Raw genomic sequence first — 12,933 nt, 5'->3', positions numbered from 1 at the left:
TTTGCGCTTTCTTTTCAGGTGACTACAGAAGATAATTTGTCCGGGCCAATCATCTGATCTCGCAGGGTTCCCCGGCAAGGATGCAAAAGATATCCCGCTGTGCCATTTCTAATCCAAGCTGATTTGCCGAGCGTACCCCGATTCTGCCCTGTTCCGTTATGTTAATTCCATTTATTCGTGCTTATTCCTTGGTTCGCACAATATATATTATGTCGAGACGTTATTCACCAACTGCGCATACGCTTAACATAATGAATAGTACTAAAAAGAGTACCACTAAGACTCGTTGCTTGTAAAGACTCTGAACGAACTCACGGCGACTTTTTTCTTCCACAAGAACCTGCTTCCAAACTCGCACCAGATTGACAGGTTTGATTAACAGACATATTATTTATGCCAATATTTATGTCATGAGAGTGTTAGACAATGGCCATTAAAATACTCACTGACAGCATTTCCGATTTGCCGCCCGGTGTGGCGAAAGAGCTGGATATTAAACAAATTCCTATACTCATCCGATGGGGAGAGGATATCTTTCGGGACGGCATTGACATGAGCGCCGAGCAATTCTACGAAAGGTTGCAACACAGCAAGGTCCCACCTGCGACCTCCCTGCCCTCGCCGAAAACCTTTGCCGAAGCATTTGATGAGCTGGCGGAGAAGGCCAGTGGAATAGCGGCTATTATGGTCAGTTCCAGGCTGAGCGGCACCTATGATGTAGCGTCTCAAAGCGTAGGTTTGATGAAAAGGACCTGCCCCGTGAAAGTCATCGATTCGAGATTGGGCGCTATGGCCGAAGGACTGGTTGTATTACAAGCGGCCAGGGCGGCTCAGGCAGGAGCCGCTTTAAGCGAAGTAGTTGAAACTGCCGTAAAAACTATTCAGGAAGTCGCGCTCATCGGCACACTGGAGACTCTGGAATACCTGAAACGCGGAGGCCGTATCGGCAAGGCACAGGCATTCGTGGGCTCGATGCTTAAGATAAATCCCATCATCTCATTGAAAAATGGAGCGGTTGAACCGGCCGGTCGAGCACGCACTCGTAGTGGCGCCATCGAGCGGCTTTATGAATTTGCCGGAAGCTATTCGAGAATCTATGAAATGGCGGTTGAAGACGCAGCTTGCGCCGATGACGCCGAACGCCTGGTCAAGAAACTCAGAGGAATATGGCCGCAGACCACCATATTCCGCTCAACCGCCACGCCCGCTATAGGGGCTCATACCGGCCCGGGGCTTCTGGTGCTGAGCATTCGCGGCGAGCGAAAATAGGGAAGCTCACTAGATTTCGAACCTGTGCCTAACAAGTTATGACACAATCGCTGTGTCGTGTTTCCGCTCTGATTATGTCAGCTTAGTAACTACACCAGATGCCCACCTCTTGAGGCTTGAAGCCTGTAGTATAATTAAGAAACGATCAAAATATGGGAAGAATGGAGGTAAATTGTGCCAATTTCATTTCGTGAATATAGTGAAACCTTGGAAGCAGGTGACAAAGAATTATTGGCAAAACTGGAAGAGCGTCCGTATCAAGCATATTCACTTCCTGAGTTATTACCAGCCCTAACAAAACCTGATTTACTATATGACCTAATCCGAATATTGGCCCTCCAAGCACAACTCAACAGGTTGCTCGGCAAAGGATTGATAAAATCTAAACTCCTGAGGGGAACTACTTATTACGTGTCCTCGAAGGCACGCTGATACAGGTCTGCGAGAGTAGGGAGACATGAATCAAAAACAAACTCTAAATGTTGGGCAAAAACCATGGCAACCCAAGAATGTCGCAATATTTATGCTTCAAGAACTGAATAGAGTAAATTATCTCTATCAGGAGACAGTTGTCTGGCAAATCAAGGAGAAATTTGACGATAGATACGTTTATGATAATCAGAATGGCAATCTGGCAATAAGCAAAGATGTTCTTCGAGAGTTCAGATTACTTACAGGAGACAATGTCGTTTGGGAAAGAGGAAGTCGGCTTTGGAGGAAAAGAGCATCTTACGACATGCCCGGTAAACGGCTAGCAGATTAGAACTCATTTATCTGGTAAACAGTTCGGGTTTGACTTAACGTCTAGGACTAATGGTGTGTCGGAGATAGCCACGAAATTTTCAAAAAGTGGGCTCGGCAGGTTTCGAACCTGCGACCAATCGGTTATGAGCCGACCGCTCTGCCCCTGAGCTACGAGCCCTCAAAACGCTTTGGAGCGGGAGACGGGATTCGAACCCGCGACGACCTACTTGGAAGGCAGGCATTCTACCACTGAATTACTCCCGCGTAGTAGAAGCTATTTTACGGCTGTGAGGATGTATTTGTCAAAGGCGACGCTGAGAAATCAGCGCCAAATCCCCTTTATATTTATGTCAAATGAAGCTGCCCCTTATCTGGGCAAGCGCTTGATAAATATCCAGTTCTTGCCCTGGGTGTGAATGAGAGCATAGCCGCCAGAAAACCTCTTGCCTTTGAGGGTAAACTCGATTTGCTTTTCCATCTTCTTCTCAAGGACATATTCGCCTTTGCCCCAGATTTCGACGGTGCCGGCACCGTATTGCCCTTCGGGGATAGTTCCCGCAAAGTCGATATAGCTCAAGGGGTGGTCCTCAACCTGCACCGCCAGACGCCGTACCCCGGGTTCCTCGGGCAGCCCCTTGGGGACGGCCCAGCTCTTCAGCACGCCGTCCATCTCCAACCGGAAATCGAAATGCAGATGGCTGGCATCGTGGCGCTGTACCACGAAGCGCGACTGGCCGGTATCGACCACCTCGCCGGCGGGTTCCGGAGTGCTGGCAAAATTACGTTTGCTTTTGTACTCTTTGAGGCCCATGCTGTTTACTTCTGTCGAGAGACTTTCTCATTCAAACTATCACGGCGACTCGAGAGTGTCAATCCGTTGTCTGTCACGGGCACTGTGGTGACAAAAGAGGCCTTGCGACAATCTAAGGTGTGGCTTTTGATGGCTTGAAGGTTTTAAACTTCTGTAATACGACAATAATTCGAGGTAAAAAGAAGAAGCCCGGCATTTAACCTGGCTTCTTAATAATCCTGATTCAAAATCGGGGTGAGAGGATTCGAACCTCCGACCTCAGCGTCCCAAACGCTGCGCGCTGCCAACTGCGCTACACCCCGGACAGCCCAGTATAACAAAGGGCTATACAGGGGTCAATCGAACCTAGTCCCGGCAATCGGGGCACAGGTCGAATTTCTCGATGGGCAGCTTGGCGGTCCTGGCCATATAGGCCAGCTGCTTTTCCGGCGCGTAGAAGCTGCCGCATTTGGTACAGGCTTTGAGCTTGAACTCCATCTTGACGCTGGGGGTATTGATGGTCCTCATTCCCTGGTTGTCCTCGAGTGTCGCCGCCAGTGTAGGACAGATATAGGCGCAGGAGCCGCAGGCGATGCATTTCTCAATGTCCCAGACCACGGCGGCTTCTTTGTTTTCTCTTTCAAGTCCCTGAGCGATGAAAGTGATGGCATTGGCGCCCACTACTTCCTGGCAGGCGCGTACACAGAGCCGGCACAGGATGCACTCGTCAGTCTTGACGGAAAAGCGCGGTTCGCCAAGACCCAGAGTCTGCGCCAGTTTGGCTATCTTTTCCGAGTGCGGGCGCTGCGCCATGAGCATCTCGACCGCCAGCTTGCGGGCCTTGACTGCCTTCTCGGATTTGGTACTTACAACCATGCCCTGGGCCACCGGATAATTGCATGCCGTGACCGTTATCGGTCCGTTCTCGTGGGCTATCTCGACGGCACATACGCGGCAGGCACCAGCCGGCGACAACTCTTCGTTATAGCAAAGCGTAGGAATAGTAACCCCGGCTTTTACCGCCGCTTCGAGGATGGTAGCGCCTTCTTCAACTTCAACAGGCTTATTATCAATAGTCAGTTTTACCATTTTAGCCCTGCCTCTTAACGATAAGCATTACGCGGTAACAGCGCAGGCAGCGTTCGGCCTCGCACGCGGCCACCTGGACGTTAAAACACTCTTCAACCTCGTCAAAACTCTTGGAGCGGTCTTCGGCGTCCATCTCGTGCGGGTACTGACGGACGGTTGCAGCCGGTTTGGGCCCCCGGCGCTTGCGGCTGAGGCCGACCTCGTGAAAAGCGCGGTCGAGAGCGTCCGCCTCAGAGCGCTCCACCTTCCCTTTGCTCATATAAATATGCAGGCTCTCGGCGGCTCGCTTGCCCGCTGCCATAGCCTCTACGATACTCGCCGGGCCACTCGTGCAGTCTCCGGCAGCGAAGAGCCAGGGAATATTGGTATGGCCATCCTCATCGGTTTTAATGCTGTTCCAGCTGGTCACGTCAACTTTTCCCTGCGGCAGGAAGGAAAAGTCAGGCGTTTCCCCGATAGCGGTCAGGACCATATCGGCGGGCAGTACGAACTCAGAGCCCTTCAACGGCAGCGGTTTACGCCTGCCGCTGGCATCGGGTTCTCCCAGCTCCATACGGATGCATTCGGCGCCGACTACCCTGTTGTTCTGCGACTGAATCTTGACCGGCACGGCCAGGAACTGGAACTTGACGCCTTCCTCTTCGGCGGCCTTGACCTCTTCATCGCGGGCCGGCATCTCATGGCGGCTGCGGCGGTAGACCACTGTGGATTCCTTGAATCCCAGCCTTAAAGCAGTGCGAGCGCAGTCGATAGCGGTGTTGCCTCCGCCCACTACCAGCATCTTCTGTTTGGGTACAATAGTCTTGCCGGAGTTGATGTCGTGCAGAAATTTAACCCCCTCCATCAACCCATCGTAGTCTTTGTTCCAGTTGTCTATTCCGCTCTCGCGGGTCTGATGAGCGCCGGAAGCTACCAGAACGGCTTTAAAGGTGTATCTCAGCTCTTCGGCATGCCTGATACGCGTGTTGAGGCGTATCTGCACGCCCTGGGAGGCGATGGTGTCCACTTCTCCGGCGAGCACGTTCCTGGGTAAACGATAGGCGGGGATACCGGCAAATGTCATGCCGCCGGATGCCGCCTGCTCATCGAAGATGTAAACCTGATAGCCTTTGAGTGACAGGTGCTGCGCGGCGGAGAGCCCGGCCGGGCCGGCGCCGATAATGGCCACCTTGCCTTTCTTTTCACCCTTTACCGAAGGAAGCGGCTTGATGATGCCCAGGTCGGCAGGCACACGCTTGAGCGCCCGGACCGAAAGAGGAGAGTCTATGTCCTGGCGCACGCAATTTTTCTCGCAGAAGGCCACGCAGGTGCGCCCGGTGACGCGCGGCAGGCAGTTGGTGCGGCGTATCACTTCGAGAGCCTCCGTATTGCGGCGGTTGCGGATGAGTTCCAGATAACCCGGAACGTCCTGATGGATGGGACAGGCTTCCTGACAGGGAGCTGTCATTTTCTTTATGTAATCTAAGGGAGGTATCGCCTCTTTAGAGGCGGCGGTTGTGTTGAACGCCTCGCGGTAATTTTTGAGGGCATCCCGCAGAGGGATGACGGCGTTGGCGCAGAAATCGCATTTGACGTTCTTTTGTATGCTGTCGGCCAGCTCGGTGAGGAGAGCGACGTCCTCCGCTTTGCCCTGACCGCCGGCAATACGCGAGAGCGTATCGGAGATAATGGCTGTACCACGCAACCCCATGCTGCACTCGCCGCAGGCCAGTTTGGCCGCTTCGCGCATGTAAGCATCGGCCAGAGCGACCACGTTGACGTTTTTATCCGTGATAACCAGCCCGTCCCACGACATGAAGGCGGCTACATCGTTATCAGCGTACTTGAGAGGAACCTTGATATCCGTGGCGGCTGCGGCAACCCCCTGGCCTGAGCGGTTATCGACTACCTGCCCGCCCCAGCTGCTGAATACTATATCGCTCATGCGCACACCTCGCCGGCGGCCTTGGCCTTGATTTCCTGATATTTCTGGACCACTTTAGCCTGAATCTGCTCCAGAGCTTCGGGAGATAGATGGCGGAAACGACCCTGCAACTTGGTGTAGTCGATGAGAGGTTTGAGCCTGGGGAAATCCATGCTCATCTTGTATTTGCCGTTCTCCACCTCGTAGAGCGGGAAGACGCCGGTCTCAACAGCCAGGCGGCCGATGCGTATAGTCAGGTCGCCAGCGCAGCGCCAGCCGGTGGGACAGACCGAGAATATCTGAATATACGACGGCCCCTTTACGCTCATGGCCTTTTTAACCTTTTCCATCATGTCGAACGGATAGCTGGGGCAGGCGGTGGCTACGTATGGTATGTTATGCGCCACGGCAATAGCCGGCATGTCTTTTTTCCAGGAGAACTGTCCCTGGCTCTGCTTGCCGGCTGGTGAGGTAGTGGTGGAAGCGCCAAACGGAGTGGAAGAAGAGCGCTGGATGCCGGTGTTCATATAGGCCTCGTTATCGAAGCAAATGTAGAGGAATTTGTGGCCGCGCTCCATGGCGCCCGACAGGGCTTGTAGACCGATGTCGAGGGTAGCGCCGTCTCCGGCGATGGCCGCCACGTTTATCTCTTCCTGCGGGATGCGCCCTTTGCGCATCATGGCTTTCAGGCCGGATTCCACGCCCGAGGCCACGGCCGCCGTATTCTCGAAAAGGGTGTGTATCCAGGGCACGTTCCAGGAGGTATTGGGTATCTGGGAGGCGATAATCTCCATGCAGCCGGTGGCGTTGACGACGATGACATTCTTCCCCATGGCTTTGGTAGCCAGCCGCACCGCCAGCACCTCGCCACAGCCGATGCAGGCGCGGTGTCCCGGCGCAAAAGGCTCCTCTTTAGGTATGAGCCTGGGGGCATAAACATTCAAATTCTGCATTGCTATTCCCTCACCCCGAAGATTTGGAATTCCTTGTCGCTGCCGGTTTTGGCCAGTTCCATGCCGCGCTTGATGATGGTCTCGAAACCGGCCTCGGTGATATCGCGCCCACCCATGCCGCCCACGAAACTGACTATCTTGGGCCTGGGCGTCGTATCATAGAGCGCGGAGCGTATCTCCGAGCATACCGGGCCGCCCGGCCCACCGGTCGATAGCGCTCGGTCAAGCACGATGAGGGTCTCGGCGCCCTTGACGGCCTGGCGCAGCTCTTCGAAGGGGAAGGGCCTCCACAGGCGCAGGCGGATGAGGCCTATTTTCTGGCCTTCGTCCCGCAGCTTATCGATGGCCGTCATGGCGGTCTCGCTGAAGCTGCCCATGGTGAAGAGCAGTGTTTTGGCATCTTCGGTACGGTAGCTCTCCACGGGGAGATACTGGCGTCCGAATTCTTTAGCGAACGCGTCCCAGACAGCCAGGATGGTTTGCTTGGATTTTCTGAGAATCTCTTCCTGCGCCCACTTGGCCTCGGTATAGATAACAGGTGGAGCGAAATCGCCCATGGCGACAGGTTTGGACGGATGAAGAGGCAGCGGATAATTATTGGTTGGCAGGAAAGCCTTCACCTGTTCCTCTTCCGGGAAGAGCATCGGTTCGATAACGTGCGACAGGTGGAAGCCGTCCAGGTGGACCATGACGGGCAACAAAACGTCGCGGTCTTCGGCAATGCGGAAGGCGCAGATAACGTTGTCGATCACTTCCTGGCCATTTTCGGTGAAAATCTGTATCCAGCCGGTGTCGCGCACGGCCATCGCATCGGAATGATCGCCCCATACCGAAAGAGGACTGGACAGCGCGCGGTTGGCCACCGTCATAACTATCGGGAAGCGCATGGCCGAAGCCACATAAAGGACTTCGTGCATCAGCTCCAAGCCCTGACCGGCGGTGGCGGTAAAAGTGCGCGCCCCCGCAGCCGACGAGCCCAAACAGGCGCTCATGGCCGAATGTTCGGACTCTACGGGAATATATTCAGCATCCAGCTCGCCGTCGGCCACCAGCTCGGCAAGGTGCTCCACTATATGAGTCTGAGGGGTGATGGGGTAAGCCGCCACCACATCCACATCGGCCATTTTCACCATTTCACCGATGGCTACAGAGACCTCCATACCTACCCGTTTGGTCATTAGGCCTCCTCCTTCATGGTAATAACCCACACCGGGCATTCCCTGGCGCATATGCCGCAGCCCTTGCAGTGATAAAGGTCTGCTTCAAAATGACCCTGGGCATTCTGCTTGACGCAGCCCTCCGGGCAGTATATCTGGCACATGCCGCACTTGATGCAGCGGCTGAAATCATACTCGGGTTTCTGAGAACGCCAGTCTCCCGTGCGGTATGCCGCAGCGCTGCCGGGCGTGGTGACGATGCAGCCAATTTCCAGGTCTTTCCAGGTTAACTCGTTTTCTGGTTTAGGCATTGGGCATCATCTCCTTTACCTGGGTTTCATCATAAGCGCGCTTCATAGCTTTGAAATTCTTTTCTGCCAGCTTTCCAAAACGGTGCTTGAGGGGTTCGGCCAGATCCTCCAACTTGACTACACCGGAAGCCTTTATGAGAGCGCCCAGCATGGTGGTATTGACGATAGGTACTCCCAGCACCTCTTTAGCGACTAGGTTGGCATCAATGACTGCCACGCGGTAGTTGGCGCGGATGTCCGCCGGCACGCTGTCTATAGATTTGGTATTGACCACCACCAGACCGTTTTTCTTGAGGCCGGCGGTAATTTTGACGATGGTGAGAAGACCGGGGTCGAGCACCACGACAATATCCGGTTCTGTAACTTCCGCCCGTACGCGAATCTGCTTGTCGCTGATACGGATGAAGGCCTGGACGGGGGCTCCGCGGCGTTCGGGGCCGAAGGCGGGGAATGCCTGGGCGTATTTGCCCTCGGCGATGGCCGTCTGGGCCACCAGTTCGGCTGAGGTGACTGCCCCCTGGCCGCCGCGGCCATGCAATCTGATGGCGATGATGTCAGCGTTAATAATTCACCTCCACAAATAATAACTGCCCCTGGGGCGACTCGAACGCCCGCACCCGGCTTCGGAGGCCAGTACTCTATCCAGCTGAGTTACAGGGGCGGATTGACAATTTTAGCCGAATCGACGGGCCTTTCGCAAATGACTGTCACAAATAAAAAGACTTCACCCGCGCTCAATTATGGACTTGCTCAAAGAATAGGAAACCCACGAACGTGAATCAATCGGTAGCTTATTATATCGTAATGCATAGAAGGGTTCAACCAATATAGACGGCAGAGAACACAATCGGGTACAATATTTTCGATTTTCATTAGTTGAGGCGCTTTCTAGGAGGAAGAATTTGGCCGGACAGGATTTACTGGCTTCTCCCGCGTTCCAGATGAGTATTCTGCTATTTGTGGCTCTGGGAGGATATCTCATTGCCTACCGCATAAATCAGTCAGCTGTCGTAGGCATCATACTGGCCGGCATACTGGTAGGCCCCAGCCTGCTCGGACTGGTTACTTATACCGATTTCGTATCCAGCCTGGCAACCCTCGGCGCAATTGTCCTGCTGTTCACCATCGGCCTTGAGTTCGAAGTAAAAGAAATCGCCAAGGTTAAATATTTTATCATCGCCCTGCTCGGTGTGATTGTACCCTGGGCCGGGGGATACTTTCTCTCCAAAGCATTCGGATATGATTTCAAGGCAGCAGTGTTCATCGGAACGGCGCTCACTGCCACCAGCATTGCCGTCACGGCCAATGTGCTCAGGGAAATGGGCAAGCTTCAGACCGATGCCGCCAAAGCCATCATAGGGGCGGCGGTGGTGGATGATATTCTGGCACTCTTGGCGTTGTCTCTTTCCGAGAGTCTGGTTTCCGATTCAGTTCAACTGTTACCGATTGTATTCACTTCTGTCAAAGCAATTGGTTTCATCGGAGTTGGAATATTAATCGGCAAAATGCTGCTCACGAGGATGCTATCCCGGTTTGAAAAAAGTAAACTGGCTGAAAAATACCCCGAGTCCATTTTCATTTTTGCCATGATGGTGGCTTTTCTCTACAGCATCGCGGCTGAGTTGGTGGGACTCTCGGCTATCGTGGGCTCATTCCTGGCGGGCGCCTCTTTTGCCGGCGTTCATCTGAAATGCTCAGCAGTATTCAAAGAAGGCGCCGAACACCTGCAAATCATATTCGCTTCGATATTCTTCATTTCACTGGGCGTCATCATGGACCTGCGCGTAGTCACTGCCAGCCTGCTGTGGTTCGTGGCAGCACTGACCATAGTGGCTATATTGACCAAGGTCATAGGGTGCGGTGGAGCCGCTAGAATTCTGGGCCTGGATATACGCAATTCACTCATAGTCGGCATGGGTATGGTGCCCCGCGGCGAGGTAGCCATGATTGTTGCTCTGATAGGTCTCAACCAGCAGCTTATCACGCAGAGCACCTATTCGGCGCTGATATTGATGGCTCTCCTGACAACGGTTATCCCGCCGATTATTCTCAGAAACTGGTTGTTTAAAGAACGCCGTGAGAAAAAGCAGGCTCTTACTCCATCCTGAGTTCAAGGCCAGGAGGCAATTTACTATACCGCCTGACGTTATATCATATTACACGTTGGCTACATTGGTGGCTGCAAGTCTGGGTTGATTAAGCCAAATTCAAGACAGACTGCTTTACAGCTTGGCTGAATCCCACAGGGCCGATGCCTTTGATTTTCACCAATCCTTTGGCTTTGACTTTCCCCCAATGCCTGTCGGCGTTCTGGACAAGCAAGGGATGCTCAACGGAATTCAGCATAGAAATATCATTTTCACCATCGCCGATGCCGTATGTGATAATTTCGTCGAAGTTCAATTTAAAAAGTTCATTCAATATTTTTACTGCTTTACCTTTATCACTTCCCAAGCTCACCTCAAAGAAGCGCCCGCCAAAAGCACAGTGCAATCCTTCTCTGTGGATGGCATCCAATGTTAAATCTTTATCACGTTGGTTACCAGTAATTATTATCGTTTCGCTATATTGCCGGTCCTTTGCATGTTGGGCCTGTTGGAGGCTGAGTCCAGTATAACGCGCAACTTCCTCAGTCCCAATGTCACCAAAAGCCGTGAATTTACATCCACCCGTTTCGACTACCATTTTCAAGCGCTGCCTAATCTCAGCATACGATGCTCCGAGCTCAATAACCAGATATTCACCCGCTGACTTGTTATATGAAAACGGGAAACGGAAATATTCTTTGGGGATATATATCGCTCCCCCATTTTCCACTATAAATGGATCCCTTATCTCCAGTTCTTTGCGCAATATTTCCTGCTCCGCCAAAGTCTTGGCCGAACAGAAGATAATAGGGACTTTCTTTTCCTGGAGGTGTCTTAAGCCTTCCAGCGCCTGAGAGTAAGAGTTGCTCAAAGGATGAAGGAGGGTTCCGTCCAGATCCGTATAGACTACTTTTCTGGCCTCTACCGATGATTTTTTCGGTGTGCCCTTTTCACCCAGCAGCCAGCCGCGAGGCACAGAAATATCCTCCATCTGACTGTCTAAAGATTCAGCCATGCGCTGTAGATTGGCCTTCTGCGGCGGGGGGAAAAGTTGAATTCTAGGCACTTCCTCATCGGGCTTGATGCAATCGAGCTCAACCAGTTGGTTGTATATTAATTTGCGGGTGGATTCTTCACAGATTGGGCTGTGATAGATAACCGAAAGGCTCGGCAGGAGCATTTCCTGGTATAGATGCTCGCTGTCTCCTCTTTCTTCGTGCAGGTGCGGATTGATAGTCTCCGTCTGGAAAACGTCCACGCCTTTTTCTGTCAGCGTCTTGTCAGCAAGAGGTTCCATGCCTCCGAATTGCTCCAGGATTGAGATTAGCTCCTGTGTCTCAATGGCGTACCCGGAAGCGTAAGTTAAGCGCATCGCCAGGTTAAGGCTCATGGCGTGCTCCCCGGCATTGGCGGTTTTTATTATTTCCGTTTCAAACCTGCCCTTGGTGGACAGTAAATGGTTCAGGTATTTATTGGTCACTTCAGAAACACGTCCCCACTTCTTGAAGTACAGTTCACCCAGCATTTTGGGCTTGTAACGCCAGAGTATGCGAACCATTGTAAGGGGCGATCGGGACAACGAAAAGCCGATAGCATAGTGCTTGGAGTATTCCCAGACGGCTCCCGGAATAAAATTGTCAGTATCGATAAAACCTATGAATTCCTTACCAAGAAGACCACAAAGTAATATTCCGACGAGCATGCCTTCGCTCTTACCAGAGCGAATGTAACTTTCCTCATCTAAGAGCTCGGTATATCCCGACTTTTCAACAGCTCTCGCCAAAAAGGGGTCTTTTTGATGGACTACGATTGCACGTCGGTTGGTTGCCTGGCAAAAGCGGTCAACAATGTCTTTTTCGCTCTTAAAATAGTCTATGTCACTACGCTTACTATTTGAGACAACTATAATGAGGCAATCGTGCGGTAACCCACTTAATACACCCTCAAATACTTTAAGGTCCTCATTCTTAACCGGGAGTACGATTGCCATTCTTTTTTCGATAGCTTCGATAGCTTCGCGCTCGATGAGTTGCGTCTGCCCAGCTACGTTTGGAGGTGTGGCTTTTTGGGTCCCCGAGTCCAGTTCAAGCATACGGCGTATGCCCTGGAGTCTAACTGAACCCAGATGTTCTACAATTGATGGGTTTTCGATTCTCAAAACAATCAACCTTCCGATGTGAATTCTAAGTATTTGTCTTACTGTACAATACCTCTGGACAACACCTCCCACATGCCTAGGAATTCAGCCTTTAAATTTATTGAGTAGTTACTCAAAACCCAGGTATTCACTAATCCCTGAATGATGGCTGATATAAGTCGGGCGGTTGCTCCAATGTCATGATTTTCGCGTTGGTTAAAGTCACATCGTTCGAACCGATGATTTCCGAAAATGACTTGAAATAAGATATGGCGCCTGCGCTCACGGCAGGGATAGGATTGTTTTAAGGTAGTTCTCTACTCACATTATAGGTCATCCGAATATAATGTCAAAAAAGATTACGAACAATGGCGCATATATTTAATCACAACCTGCTGCAAAAGTTCAGAAACATATTGGACTCTCTGGGAGGTGAAGATGGGGAGTCCGGATGAAGCAAATCTATGTAGAAAGTTATTACCGGAGCGGCTAT

11 protein-coding genes and 4 tRNA genes are annotated in these 12,933 nt (G+C 52.2%); 3 read left to right on the top strand and 12 right to left on the bottom strand.

Annotated features, from left to right (window positions below; translation table 11 throughout):
• Positions 1–426 precede the first annotated feature (426 nt).
• Positions 427–1,269, top strand: a complete 843-nt coding sequence (locus C4542_00620; protein RJO63105.1) for a DegV family protein — start codon at positions 427–429, stop codon at positions 1,267–1,269.
• A 457-nt stretch (positions 1,270–1,726) separates the two neighbouring features.
• Positions 1,727–2,032, top strand: a complete 306-nt coding sequence (locus C4542_00615; protein RJO63104.1) for a hypothetical protein — start codon at positions 1,727–1,729, stop codon at positions 2,030–2,032.
• A gap of 87 nt (positions 2,033–2,119) precedes the next feature.
• Here C4542_00615 and C4542_00610 read toward each other — a convergent pair.
• From C4542_00610 to C4542_00560, 11 genes are all read right to left on the bottom strand, one after another.
• A tRNA-Met gene (locus C4542_00610) sits at positions 2,120–2,191 on the bottom strand.
• An 11-nt stretch (positions 2,192–2,202) separates the two neighbouring features.
• Positions 2,203–2,277: transfer RNA gene (locus C4542_00605), tRNA-Gly, on the bottom strand.
• Positions 2,278–2,380: 103 nt separating this feature from the next.
• Positions 2,381–2,824, bottom strand: coding sequence for a 3'-phosphoesterase (locus C4542_00600; protein ID RJO63103.1), 444 nt, complete (start codon positions 2,822–2,824; stop codon positions 2,381–2,383).
• Between the two features lie 229 nt (positions 2,825–3,053).
• Positions 3,054–3,126, bottom strand: a tRNA-Pro gene (locus tag C4542_00595).
• 43 nt (positions 3,127–3,169) lie between these two features.
• Positions 3,170–3,892: a 4Fe-4S dicluster domain-containing protein gene (locus C4542_00590; GenBank protein RJO63102.1), complete on the bottom strand. Its 723-nt coding sequence runs from the start codon at positions 3,890–3,892 to the stop codon at positions 3,170–3,172.
• A 1-nt stretch (position 3,893) separates the two neighbouring features.
• Positions 3,894–5,816: a dihydropyrimidine dehydrogenase subunit A gene (locus C4542_00585; protein ID RJO63101.1), complete on the bottom strand. Its 1,923-nt coding sequence runs from the start codon at positions 5,814–5,816 to the stop codon at positions 3,894–3,896.
• Positions 5,813–6,748 carry a pyruvate synthase subunit beta gene (locus C4542_00580; GenBank protein ID RJO63100.1) on the bottom strand — a complete coding sequence of 312 codons (936 nt, stop codon included), beginning with the start codon at positions 6,746–6,748 and terminating at the stop codon, positions 5,813–5,815. Before C4542_00580 ends, C4542_00585 begins: the two co-directional genes overlap by 4 nt.
• Before the next feature lie 2 nt (positions 6,749–6,750).
• Positions 6,751–7,926 (bottom strand): pyruvate ferredoxin oxidoreductase, encoded by a 1,176-nt coding sequence (gene porA, locus C4542_00575; protein ID RJO63099.1) that lies wholly within the window; start codon positions 7,924–7,926, stop codon positions 6,751–6,753.
• Positions 7,926–8,216 (bottom strand): 4Fe-4S dicluster domain-containing protein, encoded by a 291-nt coding sequence (locus C4542_00570; GenBank protein ID RJO63098.1) that lies wholly within the window; start codon positions 8,214–8,216, stop codon positions 7,926–7,928. The genes porA and C4542_00570 overlap by 1 nt, the downstream gene beginning before the upstream one ends.
• Positions 8,209–8,769 carry a pyruvate synthase gene (locus tag C4542_00565; GenBank protein RJO63097.1) on the bottom strand — a complete coding sequence of 187 codons (561 nt, stop codon included), beginning with the start codon at positions 8,767–8,769 and terminating at the stop codon, positions 8,209–8,211. The genes C4542_00570 and C4542_00565 overlap by 8 nt, the downstream gene beginning before the upstream one ends.
• 35 nt (positions 8,770–8,804) lie before the next feature.
• Positions 8,805–8,877: transfer RNA gene (locus C4542_00560), tRNA-Arg, on the bottom strand.
• 280 nt (positions 8,878–9,157) lie between these two features.
• On the opposite strand from C4542_00560, the gene C4542_00555 reads away from it, so the two are divergent.
• Entirely contained in the window at positions 9,158–10,324 is a 1,167-nt protein-coding gene (locus C4542_00555; protein ID RJO63122.1) for a cation:proton antiporter, read from the top strand.
• Between the two features lie 88 nt (positions 10,325–10,412).
• On the opposite strand, the gene C4542_00550 is transcribed toward C4542_00555, so the two are convergent.
• The gene (locus tag C4542_00550) at positions 10,413–12,461 is read right to left on the bottom strand and encodes a bifunctional mannosyl-3-phosphoglycerate synthase/mannosyl-3 phosphoglycerate phosphatase (protein RJO63096.1); all 2,049 of its coding nucleotides are present in this window, start codon (positions 12,459–12,461) and stop codon (positions 10,413–10,415) included.
• Positions 12,462–12,933: the final 472 nt, after the last annotated feature.

This window comes from Dehalococcoidia bacterium (genome assembly GCA_003597995.1).
GTDB lineage: Bacteria > Chloroflexota > Dehalococcoidia > Dehalococcoidales > UBA1222 > SURF-27.
The sequence above is the reverse complement of the archived record's forward strand: the minus strand, read 5'-3'. Positions and strand labels throughout refer to the sequence as shown.

Bases quoted from the DNA above. Each gene is read 5' to 3' on its own strand.
- C4542_00555 (RJO63122.1), top strand. From the start codon at position 9,158: ATGAGTATTCTGCTATTTGTGGCTCTGGGAGGATATCTCATTGCCTAC.
- porA (RJO63099.1), bottom strand. From the start codon at position 7,926: ATGACCAAACGGGTAGGTATGGAGGTCTCTGTAGCCATCGGTGAAATG.
- C4542_00590 (RJO63102.1), bottom strand. From the start codon at position 3,892: ATGGTAAAACTGACTATTGATAATAAGCCTGTTGAAGTTGAAGAAGGC.
- C4542_00570 (RJO63098.1), bottom strand. From the start codon at position 8,216: ATGCCTAAACCAGAAAACGAGTTAACCTGGAAAGACCTGGAAATTGGC.
- C4542_00620 (RJO63105.1), top strand. From the start codon at position 427: ATGGCCATTAAAATACTCACTGACAGCATTTCCGATTTGCCGCCCGGT.
- C4542_00600 (RJO63103.1), bottom strand. From the start codon at position 2,824: ATGGGCCTCAAAGAGTACAAAAGCAAACGTAATTTTGCCAGCACTCCG.
- C4542_00585 (RJO63101.1), bottom strand. From the start codon at position 5,816: ATGAGCGATATAGTATTCAGCAGCTGGGGCGGGCAGGTAGTCGATAAC.
- C4542_00615 (RJO63104.1), top strand. From the start codon at position 1,727: ATGAATCAAAAACAAACTCTAAATGTTGGGCAAAAACCATGGCAACCC.
- C4542_00580 (RJO63100.1), bottom strand. From the start codon at position 6,748: ATGCAGAATTTGAATGTTTATGCCCCCAGGCTCATACCTAAAGAGGAG.